This is a genomic window from Desulfuromonas sp. KJ2020 (assembly GCF_024197615.1).
Taxonomy (GTDB): domain Bacteria; phylum Desulfobacterota; class Desulfuromonadia; order Desulfuromonadales; family SZUA-540; genus SZUA-540.
On record NZ_JAKUKE010000003.1, the window covers coordinates 1,166,043 to 1,186,522 of the forward strand.

Here is a 20,480-nt window from a genome sequence, read left to right on the forward strand (position 1 = left end):
TTGCTTGGTGACTACACTTCCTTTTTTTAAACACGGTTATTGTATAGGGCGGCAAGAGGCAGATTGCGCTTGACAAGCCTGCAGTGGCTGGCTATGGTTCGTTTTAATCTTACTAAAGGCTTCCGCCGCAAAATTCATGTTTTTTACTTAAGAATTTCAAGCAAGTAAGATAAGGGAAGCAATTCCACAAAAGGTATTTTTTAGCTAAACTAAAAAACCATTTTACAGGAAGGAAAAAACCATGTCCAAACGGCAAGACGCGCTGGATTACCACAGCACCGGCCGCAAAGGCAAGATCGAGGTCATTACCACGAAACCCTGCGCCACCAGTCGCGACCTTTCCCTCGCCTACAGCCCGGGGGTGGCAGAACCCTGCCTGGAGATCGAAAAAAACCCCAACGACGCCTACAAGTATACAGCCAAGGGGAACCTGGTCGCCGTCGTTTCCAACGGGACGGCGGTCCTTGGCCTGGGGGACATCGGTGCCTTGGCCGGCAAGCCCGTCATGGAGGGGAAAGGCGTTCTTTTCAAGCGGTTTGCCGATGTCGACGTCTTCGACATCGAACTGGACACCAAGGATCCCGACGAAATCATCCGTACCGTCAAACTGCTGGAACCGACCTTCGGGGGCATCAACCTGGAGGACATCAAGGGTCCTGAATGCTTCTATATCGAAGAAGAACTTCAGAAAATCATGAACATCCCGGTCTTTCACGATGATCAGCACGGCACCGCTATCATCGCCAACGCCGGCCTGCTCAATGCTCTTGAATTGATCGGCAAAAAAATCGAGGATGTACGCATCGTGGTTAACGGTGCCGGTGCCGCTGGCATCGCCTGCGCCAACATGGCCCTCACCCTGGGAGCCAGAATTGAAAACATGTACCTCTGTGACAGCAAGGGCGTCATTTACAAAGGACGCACCAGCGGCATGAACGAATACAAGGAGCGCCTCGCCAACGACACCGAGATGCGCACCTTGGAAGAAGCCATGACTGGCGCCGACGTCTTTTTCGGCGTATCCGTCAAAGGAGCCGTCACTCGCGAAATGGTGGCCTCTATGGCCAAAGATCCCATCATCTTCGCCATGGCCAACCCGGACCCCGAAATTACACCCGACGAAGCCAAGGCAGTGCGTGACGATGTCATCATCGGTACCGGTCGCAGCGACTATAACAACCAGGTCAACAATGTCCTGTGTTTTCCCTTCCTCTTCCGCGGGGCACTCGACACCCACGCCAGCGCTATTAACGCCGAGATGAAAATGGCGGCCGTCAAAGCGCTGGCCGGTCTCGCCAAACAGGACGTTCCGGATTCGGTGCGCAAAGCCTACGGCAATGTCGAAATCAAATTCGGCCGCGAATACCTTATCCCCAAACCCTTCGATCCCCGCGTGCTGCTGCACGTCGCCCCCGCTGTCGCCCAGGCGGCCATGGACAGCGGCGTCGCCCGTCGCCCCATTGAAAACATGGAGCGCTATCGCGAATCTCTTGAGGCCCTGCAGGGACGCTCCAAGGAAATCATGCGGGCGCTCATCAACAAAGCCAAAGCCAACCCGAAGCGCATTGTCTTTCCCGAAGGCGAAGACGAAAAAGTGTTGCGTGCCGCACAGATTCTCATCGATGAGCGCATCGCCATCCCCATCCTGCTGGGTTTCAAGGATGAGATCGACGCCAAAGTCAAGGAACTCGGACTCGATCTTGGCAACGTCGAAATCATTAATACCATGCGCGCAGACAAAACTGACGAGTATACCGACATGCTGTTCCAGGATCGTCAACGCAAAGGGGTCACCCTGGCCGAAGCTTCGCGTCTGATTAAAAAGAACCGCAACTACTATGGCGCCATGATGGTCAAAAATGGTGATGCAGACGCCCTTCTTTCCGGTGTCAGTCATCACTACCCCGACGTCATCCGCCCCGCCCTCGAGGTCATCGGCAAACAGGATGGCCTGTCGAAGGTTCACGGCCTGTACATGATGGTTTTCAAGAAAGACGTCGTTTTCTGCGCCGACACCACGGTCACCATCGAACCAACCGCTGAAGAGCTGGCGGAAACGGCCATCCTGACAGCCCACAAGGCTCGCTACTTTGAGGTAGAGCCGCGCATCGCCATGCTCTCCTTCTCCAACTTCGGCAGCACCGAGCACCCTCTCTCCCTGAAAGTGAAACGGGCCACGGCCCTGGTGCAGGAATGGGCCCCGGATCTGGTCATAGACGGGGAAATCCAGGCGAACGTCGCTCTCGATCCCGACCTCATCGCCCGCCAGTACCCTTTCTCCAAACTCAAAGGCAATGCCAACGTCATGATCTTCCCCGACCTGCAGTCCGGCAATATCGCCTACAAGCTGCTGGCCAAACTCGGTGGCGCCGAAGCGGTCGGCCCCATCCTCATGGGCATGAAAAAGCCCGTACACGTCTTGCAGCGCGGTGACGATGTCGCCGACATCGTCAACATGGCTGCCGTCGCCGTGGTCGACGCCCAGGAAGCGTCGGTCTCTTAAACCCGTTGCCATCACCGATAAATACCGAAGGAGGGGCCTATTTGCCCCTCCTTTTTTCTTCTTTTCTTCCCTCCCAGAATGGTTCCTGTTAAAATGCCTGGATCTTTTTGAAACGGAGAGACAAAAAATATGCGTTATCTGAGTACCCGCGGCAAAGTCCGCAACCTGACTTTCAAAGATGCCGTCATGATGGGGCTGGCTGACGACGGCGGCCTGCTGCTGCCTGAGTCGATCCCTATGCTGACCCCAGGTGACATTGCCGCCCTGTCCAAGCTGGCCTATCCTGAACTCGCTTTTCAGATTTTGTCCCGCTTCGTCGGTGACATCCCGGCCGCTGACCTCAAGGATCTTATCGACCGCTCGTACCAGAGCTTCACCCACCCGGACGTGACCCCCGTCGTTCACAAGGACGGCATCTATATCCTCGAACTCTTCCATGGTCCGACCCTGGCCTTCAAGGATGTCGCCCTGCAGTTTCTCGGCAATCTGTTCGAATACCTGCTCAAAGAACGCGGGCAGAAGATGAACATCCTGGGGGCGACCTCCGGCGACACCGGTAGCGCCGCAATTTACGGCGTACGAGGCAAAGAAAACATCAATATCTTCATCCTGCATCCTCACGGAAAGGTTTCGCCCATTCAGGAACTGCAGATGACCACGGTGGTCGATCCCAACGTGTTCAACCTGGCCATTCGCGGCACCTTCGACGATGGTCAGCGTATCGTCAAGGAAGCCTTCAGTGATCTGGCTTTCAAAGAGAAGCATGCCCTCGGCGCGGTGAACTCCATCAACTGGGCTCGTGTGCTGGCGCAGGTCGTCTACTATTTCTACGCCTGGGGCCGCGTTTCAGCGGAGACGGGGTGCCAGGAAATCTACTTCAGCGTACCCACCGGTAATTTCGGGGATATCTTCGCCGGCTATATCGCCCGTCGCATGGGTCTTCCCATTCGGCGCCTGATTCTGGCCACCAACGAAAACAACATCCTCTGCCGTTTCGTCCGTGACGGCGACTACAGCGTCAGCGCGGTGGCTCAGACCTACTCGCCCTCCATGGACATCCAATTGGCCAGCAATTTCGAACGCTACCTTTTCTACCTCTACGAGCAGAACAGCACCCGCGTGGCGGAGGCCATGGAAACCCTGCAAAAGACCGGCCGCCTGGCCTTCAGTGACGCCGAGCGAGAGCAGGTGTCCCATGATTTTCTGGCCCTGACCGTCGATGGCGACGACACTTTGGGCACGATTCAGGACTTCCATCGAGCCACGGGCTATACGCTCGACCCGCACACCGCCGTCGGAGTGAAGGCTGGACGCGAACTGGCCGGCGGCGACTATCCCGTCGTCTGCCTGGCCACCGCCCACCCGGCTAAATTCGGCGAGGCGGTGCGGAAAAGCATCGGCAGCGATCCCGAGCGTCCAGCCTCACTGGAAGGGATCGAATCCCGCGAGAAACGCTGCGTCATCCTTGATGCTGACGCCCAAGCCGTCAAGGATTTTCTGCAAGATCACGCCATCTAAAGGGCTTCGTCCTTTTTCTTAAACCGCCGAAACGCAAGAACGCCCCTGGCCATCTATGACCAGGGGCGTTCTTGCGTTCAGGTACTACCTGTTCGATCTTAGCAGTCGTAATACAGGGCGAACTCGAGAGGCACAGGCCGCATGCGGACTGGATTGACCTCCGCCTCGGTTTTGTACTCGATCCACTTTTCGATAACATCCTCGGTGAAGACGTCCCCTTTAAGCAAGAAAGCGTGATCCTCTTTGAGGCTACGCAATGCCTCTTCAAGGGTGCCGGCAACATTCGGGATATCCTTGAGTTCTTCCGGTGAAAGGCCGTAGATATCCTTATCGAGAGGATCGCCCGGATCGATCTTGTTTTCGATACCGTCGAGACCGGCCATCAGCATGGCCGAAAAGGCCAGGTAGCCATTGCAGGACGGATCGGGGGTGCGATACTCGATACGCTTCGACTTGGGATTGCTGGTTACAGGAATCCGCAGAGAAGCCGAGCGGTTACGGTTGGAGTAAGCCAAATTGACCGGCGCTTCGTAACCCGGGACCAGACGCTTGTAGGAGTTGGTGCTGGGGTTGGTGAAAGCACACAGGGCCTTGGCGTGCTTCATAATGCCGCCGAGGTAATACATGGCTATTTTGGAGAGACCGCCATAACCGTCACCGGCAAACAGATTGACGCCATCTTTCCAGAGGGACTGATGGCAGTGCATCCCCGAACCGTTATCGCCGAAAATCGGCTTGGGCATGAAGGTGACGGTCTTGCCGTTGCGGTAGGCGACGTTCTTGATGATGTACTTGAACCACTGCAGGGTATCGCCCATGTGCAGCAGGGAATCGAAGCGCATATCGATTTCGCACTGTCCCCCGGAAGCCACCTCGTGATGGGAGGCCTCGATGCGCATGCCGACGCGCTGCAGAACCTGCACCATTTCATTGCGCAGATCGATAAGGGAATCGGTAGGTGCTACCGGGAAATAACCGCCCTTGTGGGCAGGCTTGTAGCCCAGGTTCGGATATTCTTCACGACCCGTGTTCCAGGCGCCCTCGATGGAATCGACACAATAGAAGGCCTGGTTAGCGGTAGAAGAGAAGCGCACATCGTCAAAAACGAAGAACTCGGGCTCGGGGCCGAAATAGGCTGTGTCTGCAATGCCCGTCGATTTCAGGTAGGCTTCCGCTTTACGGGCAATAAAACGGGGGTCGCGGGTGTAGCCTTCTTTAGTGATGGGATCGTAAATATTGCAGATGATGCTCAGCGTCGGTATTTCGGGAAACGGATCAATCTTGGCCGTGGTCGGGTCGGGGATCAGGGTCATGTCGCTGTTATGGATCGGCTGCCAGCCACGAATCGACGACCCGTCAAAACCAAGGCCTTCTTCAAAAACATCCTCGCTGAACTCGCTGATCGGGGTCGTGAAATGCTGCCAGATTCCCACGAAATCGAGGAATTTGTAATCGACCATTTCGACTTTGTTCTCTGTCGCGAACGCGACAACTTCTCTCGGCGTCATCCTAAATCTCCTTTGACGGGTGTTTTGAGTTCAACCTGCAAATGGGGTTTGTGGAATTGGAATATTTAACTAGAGTGCCTCGTCGCCGCGCTCGCCGGTACGGATGCGGACGACCTCATCGACGGGGGTGACAAAAATTTTGCCGTCGCCGATGCGGCCGGTCCTGGCCGCCTCCGCGATGACATCGACAACCTGGGCGACCATGTCGTCTTTCACAATGATTTCCATTTTTATTTTGGGAATGAAATCGACTACATACTCGGCGCCACGATACAGCTCCGTATGGCCCTTCTGACGGCCGAAGCCTTTGACTTCGCTAACCGTAATCCCCTGAATGCCAATTTCGTTGAGCGCTTCTTTGACTTCATCGAGTTTGAAAGGCTTGATAATCGCCTCAACTTTCCTCATCGCAGTAACCTCCCAGGATTATGTGGCCCTGTCGGACCCGTAAGTCACGGCTGCCGGCACAAGAACAACCGGCTTGCCAGAAAACAATAGCAAATTGCCTGCCTATTTCCATCAGCGGCAAACAATTTTTTAAATGATTAAAATATTTACGCTTTTTCAACACCTACCAAACAGACCGTCAGACTGCCTTCGGTTGCTGGCGATCTTTTAATCAGCCCCACGGCCAACTGCTCAATTATTGCACAACTCACTCAGCAGATCCGGGAAACTGTCTCCGGCACAAAAAGCGATGGGGCGATCCAGGTCGATGGGCCGGCGCCGCAACCAGTCCTTGAACAAAACCCATTCCTCTTCGAAATTGGGGGTAAAGATCCCCTGGTTCAAGGACGCTTCAATCTCGGCAGGCGACCAGAAACGCACCTCCTCGATCTCTTCCGGAGGGAAGATCAGTTCGCCATCATAGCGGGACAGGTAGGTCGCCACATTCTCCGATTCGATGGCGTTGCGAATTTTCGAGGAATAGAGATAGGTCAAGGGGATACTCGTGATACCGAGTTCCTCGGCCATTTCCCGGCGAGCCGCTTCATGGTAGCTCTCGCCGGGATCGAGGTGGCCACCGACGCTGGTGTCCCACTTGCCGGGCTGAATATCTTTGGTTTGGGCCCTTTTCTGCAATAGCAGGCAGCCATCGCGGTTGAACACGAGCACATGGGCGACCCGGTGGATGAGACTCGGATCGCCATGGCAGCGTGAACGGGGAGCCTGACCGATCACCTGGTCGTTCTCGTCCACAATATCGAAAATTTCGTTCTTTTTTTCAGCCACATCCCCTCCCCTGCCCTTACTTGCGGTCAAAGAAAGGGCTCTTGCCGGAAACAGACAGGGGGATACCGTAGGCGATGGCGACGTCGGGCCCCAGAAACTTCATCTCGACCGCCGCCTTGCCAGCCGAATACATGATACGGTTGTCGATGCGCATATCGGCAGCCCGGCTTACGGCTGAACCGACGGCGATACCGAGGTCGCCGCTGTTGAAGGAGCAGGTTCCGCCCGCCTTGACCATGGTGGCGCAGTCGGCAAAACCGCAAAAACCGCAATGCGGCAGGCCCATGGCCTCCTTGCGGGTGCCCAGCAGGACCAGTACGGGGGACTGTTCGAGATTGCCCGCATCCCGCGCGAAAAACGACACGGAATCGCGTTCGGCTATCTCGACCATCTTGAGCTGAATAGCATCCTTTTCCTCTCCCGTGAGAATAGCCGAGACCAGCAGATCCTTGCCCCTTCCCTTAGGTGCGGTCCGGGCGGCGATGCAGATCATCCGGGCCGCCTGCAAAATCCCCTGCTCTTCCGCTTCTTTGTTCATCATCAACATGGTGATTCTCCTGTTCACACGGTTTTAATAAGATTACATCCCTTTAAATGACACTCTTCAGCGCTGGCAACACCCGCGGCCGACTCCAGAAACTGCGCCACCTTCTTGATCTTGACTTTCTCCAGTGCCTGCATGAGGGAAAAGGGAACTTGCTCGAGCCCACAACGATCACGAACATCCGCGGTCATCCCCAACCAGAGATGAGCGGTCATCTCGGCGTCAGCGAGGGCACGATGAAAATTTCCTGTCACGGGCAAGGCCCGATAATGAACCAGAGTGGCCAGTTTGTGGTTGGGGGCTTCGGGATAGAGCCGCCGCGCCACCAGCAGGGAACAGGAATATTCTGCCGGCAGAGGCAGTCCGGCCCGCCTGAATTCACTCTCCAGAAAGCGACGGTCAAACGATGCATTATGGGCCACCAACGGACTGTCTGCCAAAAAACGCTGGAACTGGCGCATGACCAGGGCCGGCTCCGGAGCATCCTGCAGCATGGCGTTGGTGATGCCGGTGTAGTCCTCAATAAAGGGACTGACCCGTCGGCCCGGGCACATAAGACTTTGGAACCGATCGACTATACGGTCACCCTCAATCCGCACGGCGCCGATTTCGATGGCCCGGTCTCCACGATCTGGCGCCATGCCAGTTGTTTCAAAATCGAGTATCACTACGGGCGTTTTTTCTAAAATGGCGCTCATCGATCGTTCCTTTTCTACAAATACGGTCATTGATCTCTGTTTCTATCAGGTTTTACTTGATTACAGGACAAGAATCCACCCTCGTACTTAAAAAATTGGCAGCAGTGATAAGACCTTCAGGAAAACACAGGAGGGCATAAGCAGTAAAGGTGGTTAACAGAGGAAAAATCCCGGGAGCTGACCAGAGTTGACTCAGCGGTATTGGCTAACAGGCGAGTTCTAAAACGGATAGGCCCAACCGAGATGGATTCCGAAATCGGGGCTGTTGTCCATGCTGACGATATTCTGGATCAGGGCGAATTCGAGGGTACCCATCTGGGGAAAGCGATATTTGAACCCAACGTGTATCTCGTGGCTCGGTTCGTCAAGACCGCTGATGTCCTTGATGGCGGCCTCCTGTACCATATATTGGCCCAGAAAGGTCCAGCGCGGTGAATGCTCATAGCCAAAGGAGAGCAAACCGCCGGCCTGCTGATTTTTCATGCGGATAGGCGTGAACCTGTCATAGTCACGGGCCACGGTGAGATCGAAAACGGTATACGACAATATCAGGTGGGCGTACCATCGTTCGCTGAAACGTTTACCGAAACCGAGTGAAAACCCGTAATCCACCGGATGGTTATCACTGAAGGCCTGGCCATTATCCAGACCATAACGAACCGAGCCCGACATATTGACGGCGGGCAGCCAGCGATTCCCGGCAAAGGCATCGTACTTCAGCGTGAGACTGACACCGCTGTTGTTGAAGATATCGGCGTCCGATTCTTCTGGAACAGGGCCGGCGCGGATGACGCGGCTCTGCCCTTTGGGCACTTCGTCGCGGCCGTTCTGATCGATGCCGAAAAGATCGTGAAATCCCTGGATGAAGCCATCAAGCACCCCTCCATAATAGGCCCGGTTATCGTAGCCGGCCGCCAATTCAAGACGGTCATTGAAACCATAGCCGACCCCAGCCTGCACATCGGCCATTTCGTAATCCATGGCGTAGGTACTCTCCTGTGCCCAGACATTGGAGAGCGTGGCGGTCAATAAAAGATGCCAGCCCGGCCTGATGGTGTCCGCCGGTTGGAACGGAGTCACCATGCGCAGGCTCTGCATGGGCGACTGAGACCGCAGATTGAAGATGCCGCTGCCACCGTTATCGCTGGCCGTCGCAAAATCGGGAGTCCCTAGAGCGAAGAGAATCCAGAAACCTATAACTATCCGTCGAATGAACGGGCGCAGACAGGGCATCGCATCGATCCAGGGGAAAATATTTATCAGCTTAATCGCTTCGCCACTTCCATAACCTCGCCAGCACAGCGGTCAGGGCAAAAGCAATCAATACTCTGACTCCCAGCATAATCCAGGCATTACCGCCGATAACCACAAAAATAAGGGTATCCTCCACAACGGCGTGGCAGGTAGCCAGAAACAGTCCCATCAGAAAGAGTTCGCGCTTGGGCAGTTTCTTTTCCTGCGCCACCCGGATAATGATGCCGGCGCCGTAGGCGATGCCCAGGAAAATACCGGTAAAGAGGGGAACAGCTGCATCCCTGGTCAGCCCCATGCCGCGCATGAGAGGATCCACGGCGCGACCCGCCCGGCGAAAGATAGGCATATAGCGGAGCACCTCGAAGATCGTTACCAGAGGGACGATAATGAGGACCAATTTAAGGGCCAGTTTCAGGGCACCCAGCACGGCCGGGACGAGAGCTTCCATCACCAGCCTCCGAGGGTGTGCAGCCCCTGCATCAATAGACCGACGGCCAAGGCGATAAGCAGGCGACAGGCGGTGAGGACTCCGCCCCGGGCCCCGGTGGAACCGAGCACAGCCCCTTCGAGCAGCAGATTGTGGGCAATGCCCATCATCAGTCCGCACTGGGTGACCTGCCAGGGGGTCAAATCCAGAGGAGCCATGATGGCAATAGCGGCATAGAGGTTTAGCAGAAAAGCCGCTACAAAGGCAAAAGCAGCTTCGCCCGGCAGCCCAAAAAGCTTCATCAACGGGGCGAACCAGCTGCCGATGACCTCTACCACAGCCGTGCCTTTGAGCAGGTCGACAACCACATACAGCGGCAGCACAAACTTCAGGAGCTTGAAAGTTGTCTGAAAACCGCCTTTGAGCCCGTTACGAATGCGGTCAGCAATGCTGGGGATATTTTCGTCAGCGGCCGCTTGGCTCACGGGGTCACCTGATATCGAAAAGAGGGGCCGGTCATTTCCTCGGCAATCCCCTCTAGACGCATCATCGTGTGCAGGATAGGGTTGCCGGCAGCATAGATGCTGCCGGCGTTGGCGCCGGCGCGACGGTAGAGAATGACCCTGGCCTTTTCCACCCCCGCCAGTTGGCGGACCCGCCCGATGGCGTCATCGAAATAGCCCAGGGAATCGACCAGTCGAAGCGCCTGCGCTGGTTTGGCATCGAATAGGGTACCTTTGGCGACCTGCTTCAAGGTGCAGTCCTTGATGCCCCGGCGCTCCGCCACCAGATCAATGAATCGTTGATGCAGGCGATCGGTGATCCCCTGCATCAGCGCCGTCTCTTCAGGGCTGCTGGCCCGCAAGGGCGACCAGAAATCCTTGTATTCGCCGCTCTTGACGCTATCATCAGCAATTCCCCACTTTTCCAGCAGCCCGGCCAGGTTGAACTTAAGCGCCACCACGCCTACACCTCCGACCACGGAGGTTGGGTGAACGATGATTTCGTCGGCGGCCAGCGCCACATAGTAGCCCCCCGAAAGGGCCTTATCAAGCACCAGGGCGACAACAGGTAGCTGCCGTTCCTGACCGAAGCGGAAAATTTCGTGGTAGAGAATATCGCTCGCCGTGACCGAACCTCCGGAACTGTCGATACGCAGAAGCAGGCCGACAATCTTATTGTCCTGGCGGGCAAGATCCAGCTCTTCCCGCAAACGGGACAGTACCGGGTCACGCTTGCTAAAAAAGTCGGGTCCCAGGCGATCCATCACCAAGATGCCGCTGATATCGACCACCAGAATTTTTCCCTTCCCTTCCCCACTGACCACCTGTTCTTCAAGGGGGGCCGTACCGGGCGCCAGCAGTCCTTTGACCGAAATGCAGCCCGTCAGCAGCAGAAAAAGTACCAGAAGCAGAAGTGTTTTTTTCATCATTGGCTCTCCGGCATCATCCCAAAGCGACATCGAGAATCATCATCACGGTAAACCCCAGCATCACCCCCATGGTGGCGGCATCGGCGTGGTTGCCGCTCTGAGACTCGGGAATGACCTCTTCGACGACGACAAAAATCATGGCTCCGGCAGCAAAAGCCAAGGCGTAGGGCAGGATGGGCTGGGAAATCATCACGGTGGCGGCGCCGATGACCCCGGCAAAGACCTCGACCATGCCGGAGAACTGGCCAGCCATAAAACTCTTGAACCGTGAAACCCCTTCCCGCCGCAAAGGCACCGACACCGCCATGCCCTCGGGGAAATTCTGAATGGCGATGCCGATAGCCAGCGCCATGGCGGCTGGCGCGGTCGCCGAGGGCAGCCCGGCGGCGACCGCGCCGAAGGCCACTCCTACCGCCAGGCCTTCGGGGATGTTATGGAGAGTGACAGCCAGCACAAAAAGGGTGCTGCGCCGCCATTTGGTGGTGATTCCTTCTGCCTCGCTTCTTGGCAGAAAGAGGTGCAGGTGCGGCAGAAACTTGTCAACCAGGCGCAAAAAAATGCCGCCGGCTAAAAAACCCACTGCAGCCGGAACCCAGGGCACGCTTCCCTGACCTTCCGCCATTTCAAGGGCCGGAGCCAAAAGGGACCAGTAACTGGCGGCGATCATGACCCCGGCCGCAAAGCCGAGCATAATATCCAGGGTCTTCCGGCTGGGTTGACGGCTGAAGAAAACCGCGCTCGCCCCGAGGGATGTCACCAGCCAGGTAAGGCAGGTCGCCAGAAAGGCCTGCATCACTGGATGAAGAGTATAAAATGTCTCGATCATTTCCTTCCTCGACAAAGGGCGATATGAAGCTGACACCAGCCCTTTGCAGGCCGCTTGACATTACTTTTCACGCTCACTATAGTCGCCTCATGAAAGATATCTTCCTCGCCGATGCCCACCTGCTTAAACCCGCTGACAGCAACTATCAGCGCCTTCTCCATTTTCTCGATTCGCAGGCAGCGGAGACTCGCACCCTCTATCTCCTTGGCGACATCTTTGAATTTTGGGTCGGCTACCGAAGCGTGGTTTTTTCCTCCTACGTGCCCCTGCTTGAAACCTTGCGTCGCTTAAGAAGCCAGGGCGTGGAAATCGTTTATGTCGAAGGCAATCACGATTTCCACCTCGGTCCCTACTTCAAGAAAGAACTCGGCTGTCGGATTCTCCCTGACGGCGGTTCCATCACCATCGACGGCTTGAAAGTCTACATCGGCCATGGCGATCTGGTCGATCAGGAGGACAAAGGCTACCGTCTGCTCAGACGTTTTCTACGCAGTCCCCTGCTGAAATTTCTTATGGCCATCGCCCCACCCGACCTGACCTGGGCCATCTCGCAGTGGGGCAGCCGGCGCAGCAAAGAGCGCCGCAGCGGCACCCCCCGCCCTCATCTGCCCGAACAAGCGCTGCACCGTCACGCACAAGGTCTCTTCGCCGAAGGTCACCAGGCGGTTATCACTGGTCATTTTCACACGCCCCTGTTCGAGTCATCCACCCAGGGGACGCTGATCGCCCTGGGAGACTGGATCACTCAGTACAGCTATGCCATTTATGAAGATGGCGCCTTTTCCCTGCGCACTTTTTAAGTGTCCACCGCATCTTTCTCCGGTTTTTCATCGCTATCGCCAACGAGGCGTTTCACCAAATCCTGCAGGGAAACGTCCTGAAGGGCGGCGGTTACCGCCTCTTTAACCTGGTCTTCCAGTTCGCGTACAAATCGCCTTTCGGACGAAGAGGGCATCCTTTCGTAACGAATTCCTTCATTTTCAAGAGCTTTCAGGATATCGACAACTTTCAGGTTAGCAGGCGAGCGCCCTGGCTGATAGATCAAGGGGGCCCGCTCGTCTCCACCCTTGTTCAAAAACCCCAGATCCACCAGACGGCTGAGAACATTGTCAGCCAAACGCGGTGGCAAGCCCAACTCCAAGGCAAAATCCTCCAGCGTCCAGGCCGGTTCCCCGCGATAGAATCTTTTGGTCACCAGCAGAAGAATGACCAGTGCGATATGCTGGCGGCAGGAGTAGCTCACCTGCTCGGCCCGCACCTCGCTCGGTACAAGCCGCAGATGCTGCCAGGCATAGGTCACTTCGAGGCCCAGCAGGACGATAAGCCAGCTGATATAGATCCAGACCATGAGGATAGGCAGGGCCGCCATCGTGCCGTAAATGGCGTTGTAACGCGCCATACCGATCTGGAATTCCACATAAGCCCACTGGGCCAACTGCCAGAGAGTGCCGCCGAAGATGCCGCCAATAATAGCCGCCGTGTAGCTGACCTTGCCATTAGGCATAAACAGATAAAGAACCGTAAAAACGATCCACATCCCCACATAAGGGACAAATTTCAGAAAAAACAGAAAGGTCTGCCAGACATAGGGCAGCGCCTCGATTTTGGCGCCAAAGGTTTCGCTTTGCAGCGTCGAGGTGATGGAAATGGCGGCGATGACCAGCAGGGGGCCAATGGTGAGTACCGAGAAGTAATCGGAGAACCGGCGAATGAGAGGACGGGTTTCCTGCACACCCCAGATATGATTGAAACTTTTCTCAATGTTGGTCATCAGGGTGGTCACGGTCAGGAGCAGGGCCAAAAGACCGACCATCCCCAGACGCCCGACATTGGTATTGTTGATGTAGGTGATCACTTGCGAGACGATCTCTTCCGAACCGACGGCCAGATTTTGCAGGATGATCGGTTCCAGCGTGTTCTGGACCCCAAGCCCTTTGAGCAGGGCAAACATGAGGGCCAGCAGCGGCACCAGGGAAAGGAGCGTAGTATAGGTCAGCGCAGAGGCGCGGATAAGACAACCATCGGCGAAGAAATCATGGAACACCAGCGCGGCGACCCTGGCCGGATTGACCAGAAATCTTTTCTTGCGCCCCACGCTCTCCTCGTCAAGTTCAAGATTGCCCGTCTTGGCAAAGCGCACCAGACGTTCGAACGTTTCCTTCCATTCGGTCATGCATTGCCCCTTTCGCCTCTGATCCCAGACACCAAAAAGCCCACGTCAGCGTGGGCTTTTTGGTCGGTTTGCCTCAAGCCTCTTTCTTCTTGGCCTTCTCGGCCTCCATGGCTTGTCGGCCAGCCTCAATGGCCGCCTGAATCAGATCTTTCTTCTCATTCAACAGGTCGCGGCCTTCATCAACGACGCTTTTCAGGCGATCTTCCGCTTCATCGGTGAGTTCCCTCACTCTGTCCAGCGTTTCGTCACTGAGATCCCGGATCTTCCCACGCATCTCGCTACCGGAACGGGGTGCTGTCAACAGGGCAATCCCCCCGCCGATAGCCGCACCCATGACAAAAGCCAGAAAAACGGATCCAGCCCCACAACCTCTGTAATCATCTGCCATAATCAGTCACCTCCTTTGTCCTTGTTCATTTCCCTGAGCAGCACCTTGCTGGCGGCTCGAATGCCCAGCCAGAGACCCGCCGCGTTCCCCATGTAGCGCCCCACGTCATGTTGGAGGAAATGGTTGACCCGATGAATCGAATCACCGACCTCCCCTACCGACTGCATCAGCCCTTCCACCTGCTCCACACCCTGTTCGGCCTTGGCGGAGGCTTTGTTGATCCGCTCAGAGGCCTCGCGCAGTTCACGCAACATAGGCAGAATGTCCCGCTGGGCCAGCGTGATGAACTCATCGATCTGCCGAGCGGTTTTTTTGGCCTGAACCATCATCGGGATTAAAAAAGCGACGACCAGAACGGCCGCAACGACGACAATCAAGGCAAGGATATCAATTTCAACCGTCATGGCACCTCCGGTAAATGGCAACTCAAGGGAACCTTGGCCTGAAACAATTAGAGCACACCCTGATCTTTTTGCAATAAAATGAATTGCTTATCCAAAAAATGCAGCACCTCTCAAGGTCCAACGGAGGGCGGGATATACTGGACTGGTCGGTCCAGCGCAGCACCCAACTCGGCGAAACCCTCGCCCTCCCCTACCAGAACAATAGCCTGCGAATCGGGGTGCAGATACCGGTTGGCGGCAGCCTGTACATCCGCAACTGTCACCTCGGCCACCTTGTCCCGATAGGTTTCCAGATAGTCGGCGGGGTAGTCATAAAAGTCGAGACGCATGGTCTGGGTGACAACCTCGTGCGTATCGGTGAAAGCAAAGACAAAGGAATTGATGAGACTCTCCTTGGCCAGACGCAGCTCTTCTTCACTGACCGGTTCCTGCCGCATGCGTTCCATATTGGCAAGCATCAGCTGCACCACTTCCAGCGTGGAGCTGCTTTTGGTTTCGCTGCCGGCAACAAAAGGACCGGGAAGTCTTCTGCCAATCTGGTAATAGGAGTAAACAGAATAGGCCAGCCCCCGGTTGGAACGGATTTCCCGCATGAGCCGCGCGTTGAAACCGCCGCCACCAAGAATATAGTTCATGACGCGGGCGGCCTGCAGATCGGGAGCCGATTTTTCAAGACCGACCTCTCCCAGCAGAATGGTCGTCTGGGGAATGTCCTTGTCGGCTACCCACAGAGCCGGCGCCGCGGACTTCGGTACGGCGGGGACAGTCTGGGGAACGAAATCATCAGCCGCCCAGTGTCCGAACAGGGCTTGCAGACGGCTCAACAGCTGCGCGCGATCGAAATCACCGGAAATGGCCAGCCAGAGGTTGCCCGGCTTGAAGTACCTGTGATGAAAATCGAGCAGATCCTGACGCTCTATGGCCTGCAGGCTTTTTTCCTCGGGGTGTGTCCCCAGGGGATGTCCGGGATAAAGGGCGGCCATAAGGGCCCTTTGGGCCAGGGAGCCCGGCATGTCATCCTGGCGGCGCAGTCCCTCCAGGGCCTGTTTGCGGGAAACCTCAAGACGTTCCGGCTCAAAACGGGGGACCAGAAGGAGCTGGGCGAAAAGCTCCAGGCCCTTCTCGAAGTCTTTGGCCGGCACCGACAGATGCAACGTGGTGTCATAGGTGGATGTTGCCACGGACAGATCAGCGGCGAGAAATTCCAGAGATTCCTCAAAAAGGTCGGGAGGAAAGTCCCCAGCCCCCCCCGTCCGCAGGGCGGCGGCGAAGAGATTTCCCAGTCCGACTTTGTCCCTGGGGTCTCCAATACTGCCCGCCCCCACCATGGCCGTAACATCGACCAGCGGCAATTCAGAGTCTTCCTTCAAATAAAGGCGGATGCCGTTGGGCAGAGTAAGCCGCTCCACATCCGGGACCTGAAACGTCAGGGGCGCAAAGGAAAGCTGCCGGGGATTGACCACTTTTTCTGCCGGCAGACAGGCAGTAACCCCGAACGCCAGCAGAGCCAGAAAACAAACCTTGATCCTCGTCATGCTCAAATCCCTTCCTTGCTCAGGCTGGCCACCGTGCGGTTTTCCGTCCGAAAATAGCGGCGGGCGACCTCGACAATCTCCTCGGCGGTGATGGTTTCCATCACCCGGTCATAGTTCACCAGATAGCGCCAGTCTCCCGCGACGGTCTGGTAAAAGGTCAGCATGCGGGCGAGGCCGCTGTTGCCTTTGAGATAGCGCAGACGGTCGGCTCGGAGGCGATTGCGAGCCCGCTCCAGCTCTTGCTCGGATACGGGCTCGCGGGCAATACGGTCGAGCTCCTCATAGATGGCGGCCTCCACTTCGGCCAGGGAATGGGGATAGCGCGGAACGGCCGAAATAACAAAGAGATTGGGATACCGCGAGCCGGGAGCCGAATAGGTCGAGACGGACGTAGCCAGTTGTTTTTCCACCACCAGCGATCGATAGAGCCGGGAGGTACGGCCCTGGCCGAGGATAAGATCAATCAGATCGAAGATATAATCGTCGCGCTCTGGCAGGGTCGGCTTGTGGAAAGCCACCTGCAGCTGGGGCTCGGCTTCGAACGTGAGATGAATGCGCTTCTCGCCGCGCTGGGCCGGCTCGACGGCCTCAACTCCGGCCACCGGGATCCCCGGCGGGATGTCGCCGAAATACCTTTCCACCGTAGCGATCGCCTCCTCGGCATCGATATCGCCAACCAGGGCGATGACAGTATTGACCGGGGCATAGTAGGCGTCATGAAAGGCCCGCGTCTTGGCCAGGGTCAGGTTGGCAATATCCGAGTGCCAGCCGATAATGGGATAGCGATAGGGGTGCATGGTGAAAGCCGTGGCGAGCAGATTTTCGTAGAGCATGCCGGCCGGATTCGTCTCGTAGGACCGCCGGCGCTCCTCCTGCACAACCTCCCGCTCCGTGTAAAATTCACGCAGGACGGCGTTTTTCATGCGATCGGACTCGATGGCGGCCCAGAGCTCCAGCTTGTTGGCCGGCAGCGAGATCAGGTAGGTCGTCAGATCCTTGCTGGTGAAGGCATTGTACCCTACCCCGCCGTTTTCGGCGTAAATCCGGCTGAACTCATCTTTGACCACAAACTCCCGGTGGCGCTCCTGCAAGGCTTCAAGTTCCCCTTGCAGGCGGGCCAGGGCATCAGGGTCAGCCTGGTCCCCCGCTCTCTTTAAGGCATCCAGTTGAACAGCCGTGCGTTCGATGGCTTCCAAAAGCGGCTTTTCCTTCTGGTAATCGGTCGTCCCCAGCGTCTTGGTCCCTTTAAAGAGCATGTGCTCAAGCAGGTGGGCCACCCCGCGATTTTCGCTGGTTTCGTCGGTGGCTCCCACACCAAGGGTAATATAGGCGGCAAAGGTAGGCGAGTCATGGCGTTCCACCAGCAATAGCTTCAGTCCGTTGGCCAGAGTATGTTCTTTAACTTTGGCTTCGAGGGTTTCCGCCGTGGCGACGGACGGCAGACAGAGCAGGCCGGTCAGAAGCAGAAACAGGCCCAGACGTTTAAAGGACGGACGGATCATCGGATCTCCTTGCATGATAAGGATTCAACAGACGCGGTTTTTACCGACTTTTTGCAGGGTAGCATAAAGAAAATCTGCACGCCAAGGCTTCGGTGACAGAACAGGTCTTTCCGGCGGGTTTCAGGGAGCGGAGATAGAAGGGGCGCTGGTCGAGGAACGGTAGAGCAGGCCTGGGGATCTGACCGCAGGCAGCAGGGTCTGGCGAATGACGTCCTGCAGGGTCCTGACGAAAATCACGCGTACATCCTGACCCAAATCGTCGTCAAGGTCCCGCAGGTGAGCCCGATTGGCTTCCGGCAACAGGACGGTCCTGACCCCTGCCCGACGGGCCGCCAGGACCTTCTCCCTGACCCCGCCAATGGGCAGAATGCGGCCGGAGAGAGTCAGCTCCCCGGTCATGGCGACCTCCCGGCGCGCGGGGCGACCGCCAAGAAGGGAAATCAGCGCCGTAGCGAGAGCCACTCCGGCCGAGGGACCATCTTTGGCAATAGCTCCGCCGGGAACATGGATATGGATATCCTTGGCATCAAAGGCCTGGGGTTCAAGGTCGAAATCAGCGGCGTGCGCCTTGACATAGGATAAGGCGGTCTTAGCCGATTCCTGCATAACGACGCCAAGACTTCCGGTCAGAATCAACTCCTTTTGCCCCTCCATACAGGTGGCTTCGATGAAAATAATATCGCCGCCAGCCTCAGTCCAGGCCAGCCCGGTGACCACTCCGACCCTGTCCTCTTCCGCGGCGACATCACTGAAATAGCGGCGCGGCCCCAGCATATTTTCGACCAGTGCAGGCGAAATGGCCTGAGGTATGGGCTTTTTCTGGCTGACCTCCCTGGCGACCTTGCGGCAGATCGAGGCAAGAGCGCGTTCGAAACCGCGGACCCCTGCTTCACGGGTGTAATTTCTGATAATCAGTCGAAGAGATGACTCGGCAAACTTCAGGGGGTGGTTGGCCAGGCCGTTTTCATCCAACTGCTTCGGAATAAGATAACGAACAGCGATCTGAATCTTCTCCTCGTCACTGTAGCCGGAGAGACCGATGATCTCCAGGCGGTCCCTGAGCGCCGGCGGGACGGTATCCATCTGGTTGGCGGTGGTGATGAACAGGACACGGCTCAGATCGAAGGGGACGTCAAGATAGTGGTCGCAAAAGCTGCCATTCTGCTCCGGATCGAGCACCTCCAGCAGGGCCGAGGAGGGGTCTCCCCGAAAATCGTGACCGATCTTGTCCACCTCATCGAGCATGAAAACCGGGTTATTGGCCCCACAGCGACAGATTTCCTGAATGATGCGACCAGGCATGGCGCCGATATAGGTTCTTCGATGGCCGCGGATTTCGGCTTCATCCTTCATTCCCCCCAGAGACATGCGAATGAAACGGCGCCCCATGGCCCTGGCGATGGAGCGCCCTAGCGAAGTCTTTCCCACCCCCGGTGGCCCGACAAAGCAGAGGATGGGGCCTTTACTCGTCTCGCGCAAAGAACGAACGGCCAAGAATTCGAGCACACGCTCCTTGATCTCCTTCAGATCGTAATGGTCTTCGTCCAGCACCTCTTCGGCCTGCACGATATCGAGCGTGTCATCCGTTGCCATCGACCAGGGCACCGAAAAAAGATACTCCACGTAGGTACGACAGATGTTGTATTCGGGAGAGGCGGCCCCCATGCGTTCCAGACGGTTGATTTCCTTTTCCGCTATGTTTTTTGCTTCGGCGGGCATCTCTTCTTCTTGCAGGCGGCGGCGAAAATCGGCGATCTCGGACTGACGCGGGTCTTCATCGCCAAGCTCCTCCTGAATCTGCCGCATCTGTTCCCGCAGCAGATATTCCTTCTGGGTTTTGCCCAGACGGCGCGCCACCTCCGTCTGAATTTCCCCACGCACCTGCAATTTCTGCACTTCGTCGGTAAGGCGCAGATAGACGTCTTTGAGACGTTCCAGCGGGTCGAGTATAGCGAGAACCCGATCCTGTTCGGCCAGCGGTAGACCAAGATAGACAGCTATCAGATCGGCAAGATGTCCGGCATCGTCCGCCTCCTCGACGATCTTGACAGCGCTTTCAGGCAAAGGGCGCCCGGAAGCCATAGCGATTTTAAGGAGAATGCCGACTCCCTGTATCAGGGATTCCGCCACCGGCCCGACGGCTTTTCGTTCTGGCAGCATCTGGATATGGGCCAGCAGGCAAGTGTCATTTTGAATGCATCGCGTCATCTGAACGCGATGCAGACCTTCGACCACCGCCTTGCAACCTCCCTCGGGAAAACGAGACAGCTGGTTGATGCGCACCACGGTGGCCACCGGGCTCAACTCATCAAAAACCCCCTCCCCGCCATGAGGGCAGGGAGCCAGCACCAGCAAGCGCTCTGAGGCCATGGCCCGGTCGAGGGCTTTCATGTCGCGAGCCTGGACAAAAAGAGGAAAGAGCATACGAGGAAAGACAACCTGTTCCCGCATGGGATGCACTGGAAGAATCGAGGGTATCGTCAGAGGACTTTCTTTCATGAAAGATTCCTGCACCTAGGGTTTACACCTTCGATA

General features: G+C 56.6%; 19 protein-coding genes. 3 read left to right on the forward strand and 16 right to left on the reverse strand.

All coding sequences use genetic code 11. The annotated features are described in order from the left end of the window. The first annotated feature begins 241 nt into the window (after positions 1 to 241). Together MJO47_RS13835 and thrC are read left to right on the forward strand one after the other, a co-directional pair. Positions 242 to 2,503 (forward strand): NADP-dependent malic enzyme, encoded by a 2,262-nt coding sequence (locus tag MJO47_RS13835; RefSeq protein ID WP_253961701.1) that lies wholly within the window; start codon positions 242 to 244, stop codon positions 2,501 to 2,503. 129 nt (positions 2,504 to 2,632) lie between these two features. Then, positions 2,633 to 4,021: a threonine synthase gene (gene thrC / locus MJO47_RS13840; RefSeq protein WP_253961702.1), complete on the forward strand. Its 1,389-nt coding sequence runs from the start codon at positions 2,633 to 2,635 to the stop codon at positions 4,019 to 4,021. A gap of 98 nt (positions 4,022 to 4,119) precedes the next feature. On the opposite strand, the gene glnA is transcribed toward thrC, so the two are convergent. The 10 genes from glnA to MJO47_RS13890 all read right to left on the reverse strand — a co-directional run bounded on the left by glnA (position 4,120) and on the right by MJO47_RS13890 (position 11,940). Beyond that, positions 4,120 to 5,529, reverse strand: coding sequence for a type I glutamate--ammonia ligase (glnA, locus tag MJO47_RS13845; protein WP_253961703.1), 1,410 nt, complete (start codon positions 5,527 to 5,529; stop codon positions 4,120 to 4,122). A 69-nt stretch (positions 5,530 to 5,598) separates the two neighbouring features. Beyond that, on the reverse strand, positions 5,599 to 5,937 hold the full coding sequence (locus tag MJO47_RS13850) for a P-II family nitrogen regulator (RefSeq protein WP_155875739.1): 339 nt from the start codon (positions 5,935 to 5,937) through the stop codon (positions 5,599 to 5,601). 231 nt (positions 5,938 to 6,168) lie between these two features. Next, positions 6,169 to 6,762 (reverse strand): NUDIX domain-containing protein, encoded by a 594-nt coding sequence (locus MJO47_RS13855; RefSeq protein WP_253961704.1) that lies wholly within the window; start codon positions 6,760 to 6,762, stop codon positions 6,169 to 6,171. Between the two features lie 16 nt (positions 6,763 to 6,778). Next, positions 6,779 to 7,309 (reverse strand): ferredoxin domain-containing protein, encoded by a 531-nt coding sequence (locus MJO47_RS13860; RefSeq protein WP_253961705.1) that lies wholly within the window; start codon positions 7,307 to 7,309, stop codon positions 6,779 to 6,781. Between the two features lie 14 nt (positions 7,310 to 7,323). Next, on the reverse strand, positions 7,324 to 8,004 hold the full coding sequence (locus MJO47_RS13865; protein ID WP_253961706.1) for a PolC-type DNA polymerase III: 681 nt from the start codon (positions 8,002 to 8,004) through the stop codon (positions 7,324 to 7,326). A 219-nt stretch (positions 8,005 to 8,223) separates the two neighbouring features. Beyond that, positions 8,224 to 9,237: a DUF3187 family protein gene (locus MJO47_RS13870; RefSeq protein WP_253961707.1), complete on the reverse strand. Its 1,014-nt coding sequence runs from the start codon at positions 9,235 to 9,237 to the stop codon at positions 8,224 to 8,226. 31 nt (positions 9,238 to 9,268) lie between these two features. Then, positions 9,269 to 9,706 (reverse strand): nucleoside recognition domain-containing protein, encoded by a 438-nt coding sequence (locus tag MJO47_RS13875; RefSeq protein ID WP_253961708.1) that lies wholly within the window; start codon positions 9,704 to 9,706, stop codon positions 9,269 to 9,271. Then, positions 9,706 to 10,170 (reverse strand): nucleoside recognition domain-containing protein, encoded by a 465-nt coding sequence (locus MJO47_RS13880; protein ID WP_253961709.1) that lies wholly within the window; start codon positions 10,168 to 10,170, stop codon positions 9,706 to 9,708. Before MJO47_RS13880 ends, MJO47_RS13875 begins: the two co-directional genes overlap by 1 nt. Beyond that, on the reverse strand, positions 10,167 to 11,117 hold the full coding sequence (gene sppA / locus MJO47_RS13885; RefSeq protein WP_253961710.1) for a signal peptide peptidase SppA: 951 nt from the start codon (positions 11,115 to 11,117) through the stop codon (positions 10,167 to 10,169). Before sppA ends, MJO47_RS13880 begins: the two co-directional genes overlap by 4 nt. A gap of 13 nt (positions 11,118 to 11,130) precedes the next feature. Beyond that, positions 11,131 to 11,940 (reverse strand): ZIP family metal transporter, encoded by an 810-nt coding sequence (locus MJO47_RS13890; protein WP_371926703.1) that lies wholly within the window; start codon positions 11,938 to 11,940, stop codon positions 11,131 to 11,133. Between the two features lie 92 nt (positions 11,941 to 12,032). On the opposite strand from MJO47_RS13890, the gene MJO47_RS13895 reads away from it, so the two are divergent. Beyond that, a complete protein-coding gene (locus MJO47_RS13895) occupies positions 12,033 to 12,743 on the forward strand; it encodes a UDP-2,3-diacylglucosamine diphosphatase (protein WP_253961712.1) in 711 nt (236 codons plus the stop codon). Here MJO47_RS13895 and MJO47_RS13900 read toward each other — a convergent pair. The 6 genes from MJO47_RS13900 to lon all read right to left on the reverse strand — a co-directional run bounded on the left by MJO47_RS13900 (position 12,740) and on the right by lon (position 20,444). Next, the gene (locus MJO47_RS13900; protein ID WP_253961713.1) at positions 12,740 to 14,116 is read right to left on the reverse strand and encodes a YhjD/YihY/BrkB family envelope integrity protein; all 1,377 of its coding nucleotides are present in this window, start codon (positions 14,114 to 14,116) and stop codon (positions 12,740 to 12,742) included. The two genes, MJO47_RS13895 and MJO47_RS13900, sit on opposite strands and share 4 nt — an antisense overlap. Before the next feature lie 73 nt (positions 14,117 to 14,189). Then, complete coding sequence (locus MJO47_RS13905; RefSeq protein ID WP_253961714.1) at positions 14,190 to 14,504, reverse strand: YtxH domain-containing protein; 315 nt, start codon at positions 14,502 to 14,504, stop codon at positions 14,190 to 14,192. Positions 14,505 to 14,506: 2 nt separating this feature from the next. Continuing rightward, positions 14,507 to 14,908 (reverse strand): DUF948 domain-containing protein, encoded by a 402-nt coding sequence (locus MJO47_RS13910; protein ID WP_253961715.1) that lies wholly within the window; start codon positions 14,906 to 14,908, stop codon positions 14,507 to 14,509. A gap of 110 nt (positions 14,909 to 15,018) precedes the next feature. After that, positions 15,019 to 16,443, reverse strand: a complete 1,425-nt coding sequence (locus MJO47_RS13915) for a pitrilysin family protein (RefSeq protein WP_253961716.1) — start codon at positions 16,441 to 16,443, stop codon at positions 15,019 to 15,021. Positions 16,444 to 16,445: 2 nt separating this feature from the next. Beyond that, on the reverse strand, positions 16,446 to 17,945 hold the full coding sequence (locus tag MJO47_RS13920) for a pitrilysin family protein (RefSeq protein WP_253961717.1): 1,500 nt from the start codon (positions 17,943 to 17,945) through the stop codon (positions 16,446 to 16,448). A gap of 120 nt (positions 17,946 to 18,065) precedes the next feature. After that, positions 18,066 to 20,444 (reverse strand): endopeptidase La, encoded by a 2,379-nt coding sequence (gene lon / locus MJO47_RS13925; protein WP_253961718.1) that lies wholly within the window; start codon positions 20,442 to 20,444, stop codon positions 18,066 to 18,068. Between the last annotated feature and the right edge of the window lie 36 nt (positions 20,445 to 20,480).

Coding starts and splice junctions, on each gene's coding strand:
- MJO47_RS13875 (WP_253961708.1), bottom strand. CDS start 9,706: ATGGAAGCTCTCGTCCCGGCCGTGCTGGGTGCCCTGAAACTGGCCCTT.
- glnA (WP_253961703.1), bottom strand. CDS start 5,529: ATGACGCCGAGAGAAGTTGTCGCGTTCGCGACAGAGAACAAAGTCGAA.
- MJO47_RS13895 (WP_253961712.1), top strand. CDS start 12,033: ATGAAAGATATCTTCCTCGCCGATGCCCACCTGCTTAAACCCGCTGAC.
- MJO47_RS13870 (WP_253961707.1), bottom strand. CDS start 9,237: ATGCCCTGTCTGCGCCCGTTCATTCGACGGATAGTTATAGGTTTCTGG.
- thrC (WP_253961702.1), top strand. CDS start 2,633: ATGCGTTATCTGAGTACCCGCGGCAAAGTCCGCAACCTGACTTTCAAA.
- sppA (WP_253961710.1), bottom strand. CDS start 11,117: ATGATGAAAAAAACACTTCTGCTTCTGGTACTTTTTCTGCTGCTGACG.
- MJO47_RS13835 (WP_253961701.1), top strand. CDS start 242: ATGTCCAAACGGCAAGACGCGCTGGATTACCACAGCACCGGCCGCAAA.
- MJO47_RS13865 (WP_253961706.1), bottom strand. CDS start 8,004: ATGAGCGCCATTTTAGAAAAAACGCCCGTAGTGATACTCGATTTTGAA.
- MJO47_RS13860 (WP_253961705.1), bottom strand. CDS start 7,309: ATGTTGATGATGAACAAAGAAGCGGAAGAGCAGGGGATTTTGCAGGCG.
- MJO47_RS13850 (WP_155875739.1), bottom strand. CDS start 5,937: ATGAGGAAAGTTGAGGCGATTATCAAGCCTTTCAAACTCGATGAAGTC.
- MJO47_RS13920 (WP_253961717.1), bottom strand. CDS start 17,945: ATGATCCGTCCGTCCTTTAAACGTCTGGGCCTGTTTCTGCTTCTGACC.
- MJO47_RS13910 (WP_253961715.1), bottom strand. CDS start 14,908: ATGACGGTTGAAATTGATATCCTTGCCTTGATTGTCGTCGTTGCGGCC.
- MJO47_RS13915 (WP_253961716.1), bottom strand. CDS start 16,443: ATGACGAGGATCAAGGTTTGTTTTCTGGCTCTGCTGGCGTTCGGGGTT.
- MJO47_RS13900 (WP_253961713.1), bottom strand. CDS start 14,116: ATGACCGAATGGAAGGAAACGTTCGAACGTCTGGTGCGCTTTGCCAAG.
- MJO47_RS13905 (WP_253961714.1), bottom strand. CDS start 14,504: ATGGCAGATGATTACAGAGGTTGTGGGGCTGGATCCGTTTTTCTGGCT.
- lon (WP_253961718.1), bottom strand. CDS start 20,444: ATGAAAGAAAGTCCTCTGACGATACCCTCGATTCTTCCAGTGCATCCC.